The organism is Mesorhizobium sp. BR1-1-13 (assembly GCF_020165515.1).
Classification (GTDB): domain Bacteria; phylum Pseudomonadota; class Alphaproteobacteria; order Rhizobiales; family Rhizobiaceae; genus Mesorhizobium.
This window is the reverse complement of record NZ_JAIUIH010000008.1, coordinates 97,330-114,230: the sequence shown is the minus strand read 5'-3', so window position 1 is coordinate 114,230 and position 16,901 is coordinate 97,330. Positions and strand designations below refer to the sequence as shown.

14 protein-coding genes are annotated in these 16,901 nt (G+C 62.0%); 9 read left to right on the top strand and 5 right to left on the bottom strand.

Annotated features, from left to right (window positions below):
- The first annotated feature begins 9 nt into the window (after positions 1-9).
- The 9 genes from LB533_RS19270 (at position 10) to LB533_RS19230 (ending at position 11,495) form a co-directional block, all read left to right on the top strand.
- A complete protein-coding gene (locus LB533_RS19270) occupies positions 10-276 on the top strand; it encodes a sarcosine oxidase subunit delta (protein WP_140630428.1) in 267 nt (88 codons plus the stop codon).
- Positions 273-3,221, top strand: a complete 2,949-nt coding sequence (locus LB533_RS19265; protein ID WP_318012446.1) for a sarcosine oxidase subunit alpha family protein — start codon at positions 273-275, stop codon at positions 3,219-3,221. The genes LB533_RS19270 and LB533_RS19265 overlap by 4 nt, the downstream gene beginning before the upstream one ends.
- Positions 3,214-3,720, top strand: coding sequence for a sarcosine oxidase subunit gamma (locus tag LB533_RS19260; RefSeq protein WP_224677924.1), 507 nt, complete (start codon positions 3,214-3,216; stop codon positions 3,718-3,720). The genes LB533_RS19265 and LB533_RS19260 overlap by 8 nt, the downstream gene beginning before the upstream one ends.
- A gap of 358 nt (positions 3,721-4,078) precedes the next feature.
- A complete protein-coding gene (locus LB533_RS19255) occupies positions 4,079-5,980 on the top strand; it encodes an ABC transporter substrate-binding protein (RefSeq protein WP_140641917.1) in 1,902 nt (633 codons plus the stop codon).
- 90 nt (positions 5,981-6,070) lie between these two features.
- On the top strand, positions 6,071-7,078 hold the full coding sequence (locus LB533_RS19250) for an ABC transporter permease (RefSeq protein ID WP_140641915.1): 1,008 nt from the start codon (positions 6,071-6,073) through the stop codon (positions 7,076-7,078).
- Entirely contained in the window at positions 7,075-7,935 is an 861-nt protein-coding gene (locus LB533_RS19245; protein ID WP_140552078.1) for an ABC transporter permease, read from the top strand. Before LB533_RS19250 ends, LB533_RS19245 begins: the two co-directional genes overlap by 4 nt.
- On the top strand, positions 7,935-9,002 hold the full coding sequence (locus LB533_RS19240; RefSeq protein WP_140641913.1) for an ABC transporter ATP-binding protein: 1,068 nt from the start codon (positions 7,935-7,937) through the stop codon (positions 9,000-9,002). Before LB533_RS19245 ends, LB533_RS19240 begins: the two co-directional genes overlap by 1 nt.
- Entirely contained in the window at positions 8,999-9,901 is a 903-nt protein-coding gene (locus LB533_RS19235) for an ABC transporter ATP-binding protein (RefSeq protein ID WP_224557485.1), read from the top strand. The genes LB533_RS19240 and LB533_RS19235 overlap by 4 nt, the downstream gene beginning before the upstream one ends.
- Positions 9,902-9,944: 43 nt before the next feature.
- A complete protein-coding gene (locus LB533_RS19230; RefSeq protein WP_140641909.1) occupies positions 9,945-11,495 on the top strand; it encodes an alpha-N-arabinofuranosidase in 1,551 nt (516 codons plus the stop codon).
- Between the two features lie 26 nt (positions 11,496-11,521).
- On the opposite strand, the gene LB533_RS19225 is transcribed toward LB533_RS19230, so the two are convergent.
- From LB533_RS19225 to LB533_RS19205, 5 genes are all read right to left on the bottom strand, one after another.
- Positions 11,522-12,451: an ArsR/SmtB family transcription factor gene (locus LB533_RS19225; protein ID WP_140552082.1), complete on the bottom strand. Its 930-nt coding sequence runs from the start codon at positions 12,449-12,451 to the stop codon at positions 11,522-11,524.
- Positions 12,452-12,664: 213 nt separating this feature from the next.
- Complete coding sequence (locus LB533_RS19220; protein WP_140499290.1) at positions 12,665-13,258, bottom strand: DJ-1/PfpI family protein; 594 nt, start codon at positions 13,256-13,258, stop codon at positions 12,665-12,667.
- A 67-nt stretch (positions 13,259-13,325) separates the two neighbouring features.
- Positions 13,326-14,276, bottom strand: a complete 951-nt coding sequence (locus LB533_RS19215) for a substrate-binding domain-containing protein (RefSeq protein ID WP_140641906.1) — start codon at positions 14,274-14,276, stop codon at positions 13,326-13,328.
- A gap of 57 nt (positions 14,277-14,333) precedes the next feature.
- Positions 14,334-15,305: an ABC transporter permease gene (locus tag LB533_RS19210; protein WP_140642111.1), complete on the bottom strand. Its 972-nt coding sequence runs from the start codon at positions 15,303-15,305 to the stop codon at positions 14,334-14,336.
- A 17-nt stretch (positions 15,306-15,322) separates the two neighbouring features.
- Positions 15,323-16,900, bottom strand: a complete 1,578-nt coding sequence (locus tag LB533_RS19205; RefSeq protein ID WP_140641904.1) for a sugar ABC transporter ATP-binding protein — start codon at positions 16,898-16,900, stop codon at positions 15,323-15,325.
- Between the last annotated feature and the right edge of the window lies 1 nt (position 16,901).

The following is a 16,901-nucleotide window of genomic DNA, read 5'->3' as shown; positions in this document are numbered from 1 at the left end:
GCGAGAGAAATGCTTCGTATCGACTGCCCATGCTGCGGCCCGCGCGACCATGACGAGTTCCGCTATGGCGGCGACGCTTCCGCGGTGCGCCCGGCGCATGACGATCCCGACCCGGAGGCGTGGTATCGCTATGTCTATGTGCGCAAGAACCCGGCGGGGCTGCACCGGGAATTCTGGCAGCATGTGACCGGCTGCCGGCAATGGCTGGTCATCGAGCGCGACACGAGGAACCACGCTATCGCATCGGTCGGCTTCGCTAGGAAAATGCCAGCATGAACATGATTGGAAATCGTCTGGCCGCCGGCGGCCGCATCGACCGCACGCAGCCGCTCCGCTTCACATTCGACGGCCGCGAGCTGGGCGGCTATCGAGGCGATACGCTTGCTTCCGCGCTGCTTGCCAATCGGGTCATGCTGACAGGCCGCAGCTTCAAATACCATCGGCCGCGCGGCATCTTCTCGGCCGGCCCGGAAGAACCCAACGCGCTGGTCACGCTCGGAAGCGGCGGACGGCGCGAACCGAACCTGCCGGCCACGACGCTGGAACTGGTTGAAGGTATGGCTGCCGAAAGCCAGAACCGCTGGCCGTCCCTTGCCTTCGACATGCAGAGCGTCAACGGCCTGTTTGCGCCCCTCTTTTCCGCCGGCTTCTACTACAAGACCTTCATGGGTCCGACCCGCCGCGCCTGGATGTTCTACGAGCGCTTCATCCGCAAAGCCGCGGGATTGGGCCGGGCCGGCACCGAACCCGATCCCGACCGTTACGAGACCCGGCATGCATTTGCCGATGTTGCAGTCATCGGCGGCGGCCCTGCCGGCCTGTCGGCGGCGCGCGCCGCGGCAGCCAGCGGCGCCAAGGTCGTCCTCGTCGAGCAGGATTTCGTGCTCGGTGGCCAGCTTCTTGCCGAGCGCACCGATGGCAGGGCGGCAGCCTGGTTGACAAAGACCGAGGCGGAACTTGCAGACCAGCCCAACATCACCTTGATGCGCAAGACGTTGGCGTTCGGCACCTATGACGGTAACACGCTGGGGCTGATCGAGCAGCGCGACGGCCAGGTCGCGCAAGGCACAGCTCGGCAGGTCTTCACCATGCTGCGCGCCCGCTCGATCGTCTTTGCAGCCGGAGCCATCGAGCGGCCGCTGGTGTTCTCCAACAACGACCGGCCGGGCGTCATGCTGGCGTCCGCCGCCAGGACCTATTTCAACCGCTTCGCCGTGCTGCCAGGGAAGAATATCCTCGTGGCAACCATGAATGACGGCGCCTATCGCGCTGCTTTCGACCTCGCCGCCGCCGGCGCGCAAGTGACGGTCGCGGACCAGCGCGGCGCTCCGCCCGCCGGTCTGGCGGCGGAAGCCGGACGCCTGAACGTAGAGATCCGCTCCGGAACCCGGATCGCTGATCTGCGCGGCAGCCATGCGGTGAAGGCAGCACGGCTTTCCGGCCCGAGCGGCTACTCGGAAATCGCCTGCGATTTCGTCTGCGTCTCCGGCGGCTGGTCGCCGACCGTGCATCTCACCTCGCATCTTGGCGTCAGGCCCGTCTATCGCGACGACATCGACGGCTTCGTTCCGGGCGGCTTTCCGGCAGGCCAGTTCGGCGCCGGCGCGATGATGGGGCGCTTCTCGACCGCCGACGCGATCGAGGACGGCCACCGCGCCGGCATCGAAGCAGCATGCTTCTGTGGAAAACCGGCGGCCATGCCGGCGCCGCATGAACTCGATCTCGAAGAGGCCCCAGCCGCTCCCTTTCGTGCGATCTCTTCCGCGAGGCGCGGCAAGGCCTTCGTCGATCTCCAGATGGATGTGACCACCAAGGACGTCGAGCTCGCCCATCGCGAGGGCTATGAATCGGTCGAACACCTGAAGCGCTACACCACGCTCGGCATGGGGACCGACCAAGGCAAGACCAGCAATTTCGCCGCGCTTTCGGCCATGGCGGCGCTGCGCCGGGCAACGATCCCGCAAACCGGAACCACGACCTTCCGCCCGCCCTACGCGGCGGTCGCGATCGGCGCGCTGGCCGGCCGTGCCGTCGGTCATCATTTCAAGCCGGTCCGCCGCACGCCGATGCACGACTGGCACCTGGCAAACGGTGCCGAGATGCTCGAGGTCGGCCTCTGGATGCGTCCGTATTTCTATCGCGATGCCGGGCGCGACGTGAATGAAGCCTATGTCGCGGAGATGCGGGCCGTGCGCGGCGGCGCCGGGCTGATGGACATTTCCACCCTCGGCAAGATCGACGTGCAGGGACCGGACGCGGCCATCTTCCTCGACCGCGTCTACGCCAACAGTTTCGCCAAGCTTCCCGTTGGCCGCGCGCGCTACGGCGTCATGCTGCGCGACGACGGCATCGTCTTCGACGACGGCACCACCACGCGCTTGTCGCAAAATCGCTTCTTCATGACCACCTCTACCGCCAAGGCCGCCGACGTCTTGTCGCGGCTGGAATTCCTGCTCGACACCGCCTGGCCGGATTTGCGTGTCGCGGTCTCATCGGTCAGCGACGAGTGGGCGGCGATGTCGGTCGCCGGGCCAGGAAGCCGCGATGCCCTCGCCGCCGCCTTTCCCGCGCTCGATGTCTCCAACGAGACGCTGCCGCATATGGGTTTCATCGAAGCCGAGTATGAGGGGCGAGAGCTGCGCATCATCCGCCTCAGCTATTCCGGCGAGCGCGCCTACGAAATCTATGCCGGCGCCAGCGTCGGCAAACGGGTCTGGAGCCGCCTGCTCGAAGCAGGCGCGCCGTTCGGCCTCAAGCCTTACGGGGTCGAGGCACTCGGCGCGCTGCGCGTCGAAAAGGGTCACGTCGCCGGGCCCGAGATCGACGGCCGCACCACGCTCGACGACCTCGGCCTCGGCCGAATGGTCGGCAAACGCGGCGGATTCGTCGGCGACGTCCTGCGTCGCCGCGACGCGTTCCATGCGCCCGACCGCCAGCGCCTCATCGGGCTGGAATGCATCGAGGACGGCAAGCGCCTGCGCGGAGGCGCCATATTGTTCCTGCCCGGCGATGGGGTCACCGGCCACGGGCGCGGGCGGATCACCTCAGTCACCTTCAGCCCGGAACTCGGCCACTATGTCGGACTGGCGCTGTTCGCGGGCAATGCTGCGGCCGAAGGGGACGAGGTCATCGCGGCTTACCCGATGCGGGCAGAGACCGTTCGCGCCCGGATCGTGCCCTCCGTCTTCCTCGACCCCAAGGGAGAGCGCATGCATGGTTGAACCTGTACTGTCGAAGGATTTCAATCTGTGGGCGTCCGATTGCCCGATCGTCCAGATCGAGGGCTGGGACGGAACGCTGGCAAGATTCGAAGCGAGCGTCTCAAAGGCCTTGGGCGCGACGCTTCCTGCCAGCGTCGGCGAGACGGTTCGGCATGCCGGCGCTCTCGTCGTCAGGATCGCCCCCCGCCGTCTTTGGCTGATCGTCGAGACAAGTGCGCAACCGCCAACCATTGCGATCGATCCGGAATTGGGCTGCTCAGTTCCGCTCGGCGAAGGCCGGATGCGGTTCAGGATGGAGGGTGCGCGTCTTCGGGACATTCTCTCTGCCTGCCTGCCGGTCGACTGGTCGTCCGCTGCTTCGGCCCCCGGCCGTGCCGTACAAACGTCGATCCATCACGTGCCGGCGCTCTATCTGCGAACGGGCGAGAGCAGCTGCGACCTGATCGTGCCGCGAAGCTTCGCCCGCAGCCTTGCCGACTGGATTGCCGCCGCGCGTTAAAGCAATTCCAGGAAAGGTGCGTAACGTTTTCCGCGCGCGATTGCGTAAGGAAAAGCTGGACCTGTTTGGCGCTCCTGTCGGCCGCTGAGCCCACATTGTCCGCGCGTGAATTCGACAGTGCCTCCTGGCATGGCGAAAGCCGATCACCCTGCCGCGGGGATGCGGCTCAACCGTCAATTATTCGCCGCCGGCACGACAGACATGATGATCTCCGTCCTATCCGCAGCCCTCGCCTCCTTAATCCATATCATGATTTCTGATACAGTCCAGATAATGCGTTGACATGACCTGTGGTCTAATCGAAGATGCCTGACCTAGCGGCATGCCCTTGAGAGCAGCCGCAACGGGAGGATACGGCATGTTATCGAGGAGAACTTTCATTCTGCTCGCAGGGACGGCCCTCGCCAGCAGGAAAGCCTACGCGCAGGCGCAAATTCCGACTTCGGACATTCCACGCGACCAGCTTCTGATACTCGAAAACCCGGAAGGCACGATCAAGAACGCGGGATGGTTCAACATCTGGGCCATCAACGCCGGCGGTCAGTCGACGGGTCTGCACCAGCAGGCGATGGACACGTTCTGGTATATCGATGCCGACCATGGGATCGACGGTGTCTGGGACAACTCCCTTGCGTCGGACAAGCCCCGGTACAATTCCGATTTCACTGAAATGACCGTGAAGCTGCGGTCCGGCATCTTCTGGAGCGACGGCGTCGAATTCACAGCCGACGACGTGATCTACACGGTGGAAACCCACATGAAGACCAGCGGTCTACGGTGGAGCGCGCCCATCCAGATCAATGTCGCCTCAGTCGAGAAGAAAAGTCCGACCGAGATTCTCTTCAAACTGAAAAAGCCGAACTCACGCTTCCATGCGCTGTTTACGGTCCGCTGGAACGCGATGTGGATGATGCCGAAGCACGTCTTTGAAAAGGCCGGCGACGTGCTCAAATTCGACTTCAACCCACCAGTGTCGCTCGGCGCCTACAAGCTGAGGAACTACGACCAGGGCGGCAAATGGTTCATCTGGCAAAAGCGCGATGACTGGAAACGCACCAGCGTCGCCCGTTTCGGCGAACCCGGTCCGACATATCTGGCCTATATCGATCCGGGGCCACCGGAAAAGCGGGTGATCGAGCAGCGCAACCACCAGCTGGATGTCATCCACGACACTTCGCCGGAAGGCATGTTCACGCTGGCCAAGGAATCCCCTTCCTCGACCAGCTGGTTCAAGGGCTTCCCTTACGCTCATCCGGACCCGACATTGCCGGCCGTTATTTTCAATCACCAGATCGAGAAGTTCCAGAACAAGGATGTGCGCTGGGCGTTGGCCTTGCTGATCGACATCAAGGCCCTCGACATGGCCTCGTATCGTGGCGCGGCGACGATCTCGGCGATCGGCGTTCCACCGACGGGTCTTTATCCAAAATACTATTTCGAGCCCATGGAAGAATGGCTGACCAGTTTCGAGGTCGATACCGGCAAGCGAAAGATCAAGCCTTACGACCCGACAATGGGCCAGCAGATCGCGGAGATGCTGCGGCCCTCGATGGGAGACAAGGTGCCATCGAAACCTGAAGACATCGCGACCGCCATCGGGCGCGGTTGGTGGAAGCGCGACCAGCAGGCTGCCGCCGAGCTGCTGGAGAAGGCAGGCTTCACCAAAAAAGGCGACGAATGGTACCAACCCGACGGCAAACGCTTCTCCGTCAAAGTCATGGTCGAGGGCGACCTTCGCCCGGTCATGACGCGGGCGGGCTCGCTGATCGTGCAGTTGTGGCGGCAGTTCGGCATCGACGCCCAGATCGACGTCGCGCAAGGCACTTTGATCGACCGGCGCGGCGTCGGCGACTTCGAAACCTTCATCGGGTGGAGCGTGGAGACTTGGGGCGGCCACCCCGATCTCTCCTTCTTCCTCGACAGCTGGCACTCGCAGTTCGTGGCAGAGCCCGGCAAGGTGCAGCCGCCGCGCAACTGGCAACGGTGGAAGGAGCCGCGTCTCGACAAGATCATCGAGGAGATCAGGACGATCGACTTCGATGCCCCTCGGGGCGTGGAACTCGGTCTTGAATATCTGAAGCTCGCGGCCGAAGAGATGCCCACGATACCTCTGATGTCCTACAATGTGTTCACCGTGATGGACACGACCTACTGGACCGGTTTCCCCAACGCAGAGAACGCGCCCTACACCGACCCGGTGCCGAACTGGGCCAATACCAAGTACATGATGGTGAAGCTCAAATCCACGAAGGCAGGCTAGCAGCAGACCCATCATCCTCAGGGCGGACGGAGGCGCACGCATGGTGCGCCCCCACCGCAGGGCAAGCCGCCAAACCGACCAGAGCGACCGATGCAAGCCTACGCCATCCATGTTCTCAAGCGTCTCGGGCAATTCATCCTGGTTGTCTACATCGGCATCACGATCACTTTCTTCATCACGCATCTGACCCCAGTCGACCCGGTCGAGCATGCGGTGGCGCAGGTTAGTTCGTTCGGCTTCTCCAGTCCTGAATCGATCGAACTCCTGCGCACCTCCCTGCGCGAGATGTACGGCGTGGGCGACGATCTCGGGCTGCAATATCTCAACTTCCTGAAACGGGTTGCGGTACTGGATTTCGGACCGTCCCTTTCGGCCTTTCCTACTCCTGTCGGCGTGCTGATCGGGCGCGCGCTGCCGTGGACGATCGGCCTGCTCGCGATCTCGACTCTGTTGAGCTGGTTCCTGGGCAACCTGCTGGGCGGCCTCGCCGGCTATTACCGGAAGAACCGGCTGCTCAAGGCGATCGGGGTGATCGCGATGGGAATGCATCCGGTACCCTATTACATCGTTGCCTTCGTCCTGCTCATTGTCTTCACCTTCCTCTTGCCGATCCTGCCCAGTGGCGGCGGATATGAGATGAATCTCACGCCCGGCTTCACGCCCCGCTTCATCGGCAGCGTCTTCATGCACTCCATTCTCCCAGCACTCTCACTGATCCTCGTCGGCATCGGCGGCTGGTTCATGGGCATGCGCGCACTCGTTTCCAACATCGTCACGGACGACTACGTCGTCTATGCGGAACTGGCGGGCGTGCCGCGGGGCCGCATCCTCACTTCCTACGTGATGCGCAACGCCTTCATGCCTCAGATCACTGGTTTGGCGATCTCCATCGGATCGATCTTCAACGGCGCCATCATCACCGAGCAGGTGTTCGGCTACCCCGGTATCGGGCGGCTGCTGGTCGATGCCGTTCACGCGGCCGACTATTCACTTGTCCTCGGCATCGCCTCGATTTCGATTATCTCGGTGTCGGCCGCCGTCTTCCTGATCGACATCATCTATCCGCTGATCGATCCGCGCGTGCAGGTGAAGGCATGATCCAGACCGTAAGGGATCTGTTCCGCTACAATGGCGAGTTCGCGATCGGCGCCATCATCATGCTGGCGGTGGTGGCGATGTCTCTCGCGTCTTTTTTCTCGCCCTACTCACCAATCGATTCCTACCTTGTCCCGATGGATGTGCCACCATCGGAACCCTATTGGTTCGGCACAAACTCGCGCGGCCAGGATGTCTTCTGGCAGCTCACTTTCGCCCTCCGCAACACGCTGGCCTTTGGCTTTGTGGTGGCTTTCATCAGCCGCGTGCTTTCTCTCATCGTCGGCCTCCTTTCGGGCTATCTCGGCGGCATGGTCGATCGCGTGCTCATGTCGATCAACGATACCTTTATCGTCATCCCGCTCTTTCCGCTCCTTGTGCTGCTCTACTTCGTCCTGCGTGACGAAATGACATGGATCATGCTGGCGCTGGTGATGTCTTGCCTCGGCTGGGCCTATGACGCCCGGCTGATACGCTCCGTGATGATCAGCCTGAAAACCCGCGAGTTCACCAATGCCGCCGTCTTCTCGGGCATGTCGACGCCGCGCATCGTCGCCGAAGAACATCTGCCCTATGTGCTGCCGATCGTGTTCTCGACTTTCATGAACAACATGAACTGGTCCATCGGCCTCGAGGTCACGCTGGCCGTGCTCGGCTTCACCGACGTGGACACCCCTACCATCGGCAGCATGATCTTCTGGGCCAACCAGCATAGCGCCATGGTTTCGGGCACATGGTGGTGGTACCTGTTCCCGACCTTCTTCATCACCCTGACATTCATCGGCCTCTTCCTGCTGTCGATCTCGATGAACGAGTATATCGACCCGCGCAGCCGGCTGAGCCGGATGGGGAACGGCTGATGTCGGACCGGGGTCTCGCGGATGGCGACGCCAGGGACGCGGTGCTGCGGACCAAGAACCTGCGGGCCTACTACCAAATGAGCTATTTCGGTATCGACCGCGAAGTCCGCGCCGTCGATTCGATCACCATGCATGTCCGCCGCAACGAGATCTATGGGCTGGCGGGCGAGTCCAGTTGCGGCAAGACGACGTTCATCAAGACAATCGCCGCCGCGATCCAGCCGCCTCTCAATGTGATCGGCGGTTCCATCCACTACAGCTTTCTCGACCGCGACATCTATGCGCTGGCGCCTGAGCAACGCGACGCCATTCGCTGGCGGCATCTGTCCTACATCATGCAGGGCTCGATGAGCGTCCTCAATCCTGTTCGCCGGGTCCGGCGGACCTTCGAGGACTTTGCCTTCCGGCATATGGGCCTGCAAAAAGATGCATTCCTGGAGGCCGTGAAAGCCCACCTTGCCCGCCTCCGCCTATCCCCCGATATCCTCCAGGCCTATCCGCATGAACTTTCGGGCGGCATGCGCCAGCGCGTCTGCATTGCGCTGGCGACGGTCTGCCGGCCCGATTTCATCATTGCGGACGAGCCCACCACCGCACTGGATGTCGTCGTCCAGAAGGACGTCCTCACCATGATCCGGGAAACGCAGCGTCAGTTCGGATCTTCGATGATCTTCGTGACGCACGATTTGACCGTGCATGCCAACATCGCCGATCGGCTTGGCATCATGTATGCCGGGCGGCTCGTCGAGGAGGGTCCGACGGCTGCCGTCTTTGCCAATCCGCTGCACCCCTATACCGCACATCTTGTGGCAAGCCTTCCCAGGATCGGCGACGTCACTGCGCGGCCGGCGCTGCCGGGAGCGCCTCCCAACCTGGCCGAGCCGCCGGCCGGATGCAGGTTTCATCCCCGTTGCCCCTTGGCGATGGACATATGCCGGCGCGAGGTTCCCGCCCTCACCAGGCTCGCGCCGGACCATCGCGTTGCCTGCTTTGCAGCCAGCACCGAGGTTCGCCCGAGTGCGGCCGACACGGGGACTGCCGAAGCGATCGGAGAGGAAGGCGCATGACCGGGACCAGCCTTCTCGAGGTCAGCCATCTCACCAAGTCTTATGCTCGCGGTGGCATTCTTGGGCGGCAGAGCTTCGACGCCGTCAGCGACGTGAGTTTCACGCTGCCAGCCGGGCGACCAGAAGTATTCGCCGTCATCGGCGAGTCGGGAAGCGGCAAGACGACCCTCGCCCGCATGATCCTGAACATGATTACGCCGACTGCCGGCAGCATACGATTCAAGGACGGGGATCTAACGGCGCTACGAAGGCGTTCGGCGCGACTTGCCTTCATGAAGCAGGTCCAGCCCATCTTCCAGAATCCGTTCGAAGCGTTCAATCCGTTGAAACGCGTGGATCGTTATCTGCTGATCTCGGCAAAGAACTTCATGGGAGCCAGGTCACGTGACCGGCGTGAGGAGTCCGCCAACGCCGCCCTTGAGAAAGTCGGCCTCTCCCTGGCGGAAATCCGCGGGCGCTTCCCGCACGAACTGTCCGGGGGACAACTCCAGCGCGTCGCGATCGCCCGCGCGCTCGTTTCCGAGCCCTCGCTGATCGTCGCAGACGAACCCGTGTCGATGGTTGACGCGTCGCTGCGCATGTCGATCGTCAACCTGTTCAGGACACTGCGCGACGGTCTCGGCGTGTCGATCATCTACATCACGCACGATCTGGCCACCGCCTATCAAATCAGCGACCGGATCATCATCATGCGCAAGGGAGAGATTGTCGAGAGCGGCCCTGCAAGGGATATCCTCGACCATCCGCAGCACCCATATTCGCAGCTCCTCAAGGACTCCCTTCTGTCGCCGGATCCCTCGGGAACGGGCGTGCTTACCGGTTCCGGCGTGGCCGCGCGGCAGGTGCGCGCCGGCGCCGACAATCCCAAACCGGAGGCGGGGGCTGTCCGGATCGAGTGAATTTCGCACGCATTCATCCACCAGGAAACAGAGCGGTAGGACCATGCAAAAGGCACAAGTGCGTTTCGACAGAGACTTCATCATCGGCGAGACGGACAAACGTCTGTTCGGCGCTTTTGTCGAGCATCTCGGGCGATGCGTTTATGGCGGCATCTTCGAACCCGGCCATCCCACGGCGGACAAGAACGGCTTCCGCCGCGACGTCCTCGAGCTGGTGAGAGAACTGGCACCCACGATCATGCGCTATCCCGGCGGCAATTTTGTCTCCGGATACGATTGGGAAGACGGCGTCGGCCCTGTCGAAAAGCGCCCTCGCAGAATGGATCTCGCCTGGAAATCGATCGAGACCAACCAGTTCGGGACCAATGAATTCATCGACTGGTGCCGGCTTGCCGACATCGAACCGATGCTGGCTGTGAATCTCGGCACGCGCGGGCCGGACGAGGCAAGGCACTATCTCGAATACTGCAATCACCCTTCCGGCACCACGCTTTCCGACCGTCGCCGATCGCACGGCTGGGACAAGCCGCATGACGTGAAATTCTGGTGCCTCGGCAACGAAATGGACGGTACCTGGCAAATGGGCGCCAAGACAGCCCAGGAGTATGGGCGGATTGCAGCCGAAGCGGCGAAGATGATGAAGCTGACCGACCCATCGATCGAACTTGCCGCCTGCGGTTCGTCGGGACGGAAGATGTCGACCTACGGGGACTGGGAAAGGGTCGTGCTGGAACACACGCTCGATCATGTCGAGTACATCTCGCTCCACACCTATCTCAACAACTATGCCGACGACACGCCCTCCTTCCTCGCCAGCCCCGACCTGATGGACAGTTTCATCGAGGAGGTCGTCGCTATCGCCGATTCCGTGGCGGCACGGCGCAGGTCGTCGAAGCGCATCATGCTGAGCTTCGACGAATGGAACGTCTGGTATCGGACGCGGCGTGGCGACGACAACCGCATTCAGACCGGGTGGCCGGTCGCGCCGGCCATCCTCGAGGAGAAATACAACATGCAGGACGCACTGGCCTTCGGAGGCGCCTGCATCTCACTGCTCAATCACGCCGACAGGGTCAAGGCTGGATGCCTCGCCCAACTCGTCAACGCTATCGCCCCTATCATGACCGAAACGGGCGGACCGGCTTGGCGTCAGACGATCTTCTGGCCCTTTGCCGACTTCAGCAATCTGGGCCGCGGACGCGTGCTGCGCACATATGTGGATGTGCCGACCTATTCCGCTCGCTACTACGACCCGACGCGGACCGAAGAGCTTTACGACAAGATCGAAGCCGTGCCGTTTCTCAAGCTTTCCGTGGTTCACTCCGAGGCTGACCGCACGGTGACGCTGTTCATGCTTAACCGCAACCTTTCCGATGGCATCGACGTGAGCATCGAGGCAACCGGCTTCGGCACGTTGACGAAGCGCCTGGCCCATGAACTACGACACAACGATCTCCTCGCCCTCAACACGAAGGAGGCGCCGGACGAGGTTAAACCGACTGAATTCAGTTCCATCGAAACGACGAAAGATCGAATTAGCATCAAGCTTGAGCCGGCGTCCTGGACCGTCGTGCGGTTCGACACATCGAAATGACGGGATAGGTCGGAGGAAGACGAGCCTTACCGTGCAAGGTGAAGGCGCATGACGATGTCCTGGTCGTAATTGCCGAAGCCACGGCCAAAGATGTTCACGCCGCCGGGATGTCGGGCATTGTCGTCGATGCCGATCCTCATCCTTATGGAGTGATGCTCCGCAAGGCCGATATCGGCTACGGTCACGCCGGAGATCGAGATGCCGTCAATGAAGGAGCCGGATTTGTTGATACGCCAGGTCTTGAGCTTGCCGTATTGCGAGCCTTCGAGCTTCCACCAGTTCGGCGTGTAGACGCCGCGCTTGTCGCCGAAATCGCCGGGCGAAGTCCATGTGCCGATGCGGTGGTCGTTCACCCAGAGCGTGATGTCGGAGGGCCAATCGAGATTGGTTCCCGGCACCTCGGATGACAGCTCCATCGAGAACTCCAAGGCCTCGACACGTGAGTTCACCAGCTTGGCGTTGTTGGGAAACTTGTATTCGACAAAACCACGCCCAAACCAGACAAGGGCAGCCTGGACGCGTCCTGGATCGAGGAAGAAGTCCGGTACATCGAGCAGACCGATCACTCCTTCGGTCGAACAAAGACCGCACGGAGCGTTGACCTCGCAGCCCGTGAACAGTCCAAGGGGCATCGCAACCTCGATCTGATTGTCCTTGCGGCGCTCTTCTCCTGAATCGAAGCGGAGGATGATCTCGTCGTATTTGGGGGCGCAGATCTTCTGGTGACCTTTCTTGGCCTTGATCGGGTAGGTATCGACCAGGCCGGCCTCTTCCAGCATCTGAATATTCGTGGCGACGGTGGATTGAGGGAGTCCGAGCTCCTTGCTGATCTCGTTCACATTCAACTTTCCCGACTTGTGGAGAAGCTGGAGAATGCGCATGCGGACCGGGGATGCCAGTCCTTTGAGGACCGGGACACCGTTATCCGGCGTCACGTTCAGGAAACTGCGTCTCATGCAAACTGCTCATGTGCGCTATATATCAGAAAGTCTGATCGCAAGCATACATGAGCGGGCGCTCAAAGCGCTATAGCGTGTTTTAGCCTGTCCGCGCATCTGGCGGGCGCGGCGACGACGGTCGATACAGTCGTCCGCATCGGCGAAGGCTTCGGTAAACTGTGGAGGCCGACACGCCACGCCAGCGCGCCGGCCTCCGCCCTGGTTCGTGGCTCAGTTGTGGCGGATTTCCGTGCCGAGCACCTTCAGGCACTCACGGATAAAGGCGGCCAGCGCCGTCCATCCCTTGGCCGACACCATCGTGCCATCGACATAGGCTTCCGTCGGCGAGAGGTCGATATAGGTTCCGCCCGCGAGAGTGACTTCCGGCTCGCAAGCGCCCAGCGCACCGACCTTCTTGCCGCGCACGACACCGTCGACCGCGATCAGGATCTGCACGCCATGGCAGATCGTGAAGATCGGCTTCTTGGTCTCGTGAAAGTGTCGAACGATCGTCTGCACACGCTTGTCGGTGCGGATGTATTCCGGTCCGCGTCCGCCCGCGCAGTAGACCGCGTGGTACTGGTCGAGCTGCTTTTCCGCATCCGAGAACGTCTTGTTGATCAGCGCGTAGTGCCCGAGCTTTTCGGTGTAGGTCTGGTCCCCTTCGAAATCGTGCAGCGAGGTCTTGATCAGGTCGCCTGCATTCTTGTCGGGGCAAACGACGTGGACCGTGTGGCCGACGGCTTCCATCGCTTGCTGGTAAACGAAAATCTCGTATTCCTCGGTGAACTCACCGGTCAGCATCAGTATCTTCTTGCCTGGCATAGCTCTTCCTCTCTGTTGTTGGCAGGCAAGGCGCGTCACGCGCCTTGTCTCATTCGGATTGCGGCCTTCAGAATGGGGAGTCCGGGAAATAGTATTCCTCGGCGTTGGCCTGGGTTATGAGCGGCGCATCGAGTTTGACGGCACCGCGAACCGGAGCCTGGCCGATCAAGTTCGCCACGGTCATGTAGATCGCGGTCTTGATCATCGCCGGCGGATACGGCGTCTCGACCGGTGTCATCGCATCCCCGTCTATCACCTTCTTCACGATGTCCTTCATGCCGTTGCCGCCGAGCGCCAGCTTGATGTCGGTTCGGCCGGACTGCTTGACGGCCTCGAGCACACCGAGAAGCATGTCGTCGTCATTGGCCCAGACCGCATCGATGTGCGGGTGCTTGGCCAGGTAATCCTGCATGAGCTTGAAGGCCTCGTCGCTGTTCCAGTGCGCATACTGCATGTCGAGCACCTTCAGGCCGGTGCCCTTGATGGTATCCTCGAAGCCCTTGATGCGCTCGTCGTCGATGACGGTGGGAATGCCGCGCAGCACGACGACGTCACCTTTGCCGCCCAGTTTGTCGATCATGAACTTCGCCGTGTTGGTGCCAACCGCGATGTTGTCGCCGGCAAGATACAGGTCCTGGACGGAAGGATCGGTCAATCCCCTGTCGACGACGGTGATGAACGTGCCCATGTCCTTGATGGCCTTCACCGGCTGGGTCAATTCCTCCGAGGTGTAGGGCAGGATCACCAGCGCATCCAGCTTGCGGCTGGCCGACAGATCCTCCAGCGCGCTTACCTGGTCGGCCGCCGAGGGCGACGTCTTAACGACCACGTCGACATCCGGGAAGGCCGCGTTGATTTCCTTTGCGGCGGCCTGCGCGTGATAGACGATGCCGGCCGTCCAGCCATGATCCGCCGCCGGGATCGACACCGCGACCACCTTCTTGTCGGCTGCAAGCGCCTGGCCGGCCACCATCAGTGCGCCGGCAGCCGCAACCGCAACCCATTTTCTGCTAAACATAAATACCTCCCAGAGATATGGACCACACAACAGGCGCCCGTCCGGTCCGAAGACGGGCTATTTCGAAAATCTTTGCACAAGCATGGCGATGATGATGATGACGCCCTGCACCGCGGCGACGAGGTATTCGGAAACGAAGTCCGACAGCACCATCAGGTTGGCGATCAGTTCCAGGATCACCGCACCGGCTATGGTGCCCCAGATGCGGCCCTTGCCGCCCCGCAGCGCAGTTCCGCCAATGACAACGGCCGTTATCACCTGCAGCTCCCAAAGCTGTCCGGTGGTCGGGGTGGCGGCCCCGAGGCGAGGCACGTAACAGATGGCGGCGACCGCCACGCATGCACCCTGGATGACATAGGCAATGGTGCGCGTCTTGACGACCGAGATGCCCGAATAGCGGGCGACGTCCTCGTTGGCGCCTACCGCCGCACATTTGCGGCCATATTTGGTCTTGTAGAGGACAAATGCGCCGATCACCGCAACGAGCGCCGACAGAAGGATCGGCACCGGAATGCCCGCGACGGTACCGAAATAGACCGGCCGGTACGCGTCCCGCAGCGAGCGATCGATCGGGATCGTGCCTCCATCGGTCATATAGGTGATCAGTGCGCGGAAGATACCCATCGTGCCGAGCGTGGCGATGAACGGTTCGATCCTTCCGACCGTGACGATCAGACCGTTCGCGAGGCCGCATAGAAGCCCCGCGATGACGGCTATCACCATGCCTGCCGGAATGGCCCAAAGGCCGAGGCTGGGGGCCATCATGTTCATGAACATGATCGTGACGCCGGCGATGAAGGCGACCATCGAGCCGACCGAAAGGTCGAGCCCGCCCGATGAGATCACGAACGTGGCGCCGACGGCTATGATGGCGACATAAGCACTGCGCGTGATCACGTTTCCCAGGTTTGTCGCGGAAAGAAAATCCGGATTGATGAGGAATCCCGCCACCAGCAGTGCGAACAGTGCAAGGAAAGGGCCGGCATCCGTCCACGAGAAATGGTGCTGCCTGTCGCTTCGGGCGGACATGGAATGGGTAAGCGCCGTCACTGTCTTCCTCCTTGGGCCGTGTCATGGCCTTTGTCGCTGGTCGCCAGTAGCGCGATGTTGCTTTCGATCATCGTTTCGCCCGAGACCTCGCCGCTGATCCTGCCTTCGCGCATGACCAGGATGCGGTCGCAGATGCCGACCAGTTCCTGCATCTCCGAGGAGATGACGATGCAGGCTTTGCCTTGGCCCACGAGCTCCTGGATGAAGGCGTAGATCTGTGCCTTGTTGGCGATGTCGATCCCGCGCGTCGGCTCATCGATGATCACGACCGACGGATTGGTCAGAAGCACCTTGGCCAGCAGAAGTTTCTGCTGGTTTCCGCCCGAAAGCTGCCCCGCCTGGTTGTTCAGGCTCTTCACCCGGATGTCGTAGCTGGAGACGGCCCGCGCGAGCGCCTCGGATTCGCGGCCGCGCAGAACCAGAAGTCCCGGATGCAGAAGGCCAAGTGACGAGAGGGTCAAGTTCGGCGCCAGCCGCTCCTGCAAAAGCAGGCCCTTGCCCTTGCGATCTTCCGTGAGATAGCCGATGCCCGCCTCTATGGCCTCGCGCTGCGAGCGTATCTGTATCGGCGACCCGTTGAACTCGATCGTCGCCGTCGCCGGCCGAAGCCCCACAATGCCTTCGAACAACTCGGTTCGCCCCGCCCCGATCATGCCGGCGAAGCCAAGAATCTCGCCTTTGTGAACGGTAAAGGACACGTCCCGCGCGTAACCCGGAACAGTCGCGTTTCGGACGGTCAGCATGGGCCGGCTCGTACGGACCTCGCGCTTGTGAGGATAAAGCGCGGCGAGTTCGCGCCCGACCATAAGCTGCGCCATGTCGGCCTGGCTCAATGCATGGCCGGGATAGGTGCCGATCATCTTGCCGTCGCGCAGGACGGAGACTTTATCCGCCAGCCGCTGCACCTCGTCGAGGCGGTGGCTGATGTAGAGGACGGCGATGCCCCGCGCCCTGAGCCCGAAGATGATGGCGAGCAAACGCTCGACCTCCCCGCCGGTCAGCACCGCTGTCGGCTCGTCGAAGATGACGACCCTGTGGTCGTCGAGCAACGCGCGGGCGATTTGCACGAGCTGGCGATCCGCCAGCGAAATGTCTCGGACCAGCGCGGTCGGCGAGACCTCGCAACCGATCTCGGCCAGTTTCGCGGCCGCGATGCGGCGCATGGCGCCATCATCGACGATTCCGCGCCTGGAGAGCTCGCGGCCGAGAAAGAGATTGTCGGTCACCGTGAGCGCTTCGGCCAGGAGGATCTCCTGATGCACCAGCGCGATACCTGCCGCCTGCGCCTGGTGAGGTGTCCTGAAACTCACGCGGTCACCGGCCATGGACAGGCCGCCGGCGGTTGGCTCGATGTAACCGGAAAGCAAGCGCATGAACGTCGACTTGCCGGCGCCATTCTCGCCGATGACGGCATGGATTTCGCCGGGGAAAATATCCAGCGTGATGTCCGACAACACGGTTACCGGGCCGTATTGTTTGCAAAGCCCTTCCGCGCGCAGCACCGGGGCCACAGCCGATGTGGGCTCCGGCGGCAAAGCGGTGACGCTTCCGTCGATGCGAGTAGCAACTGACATC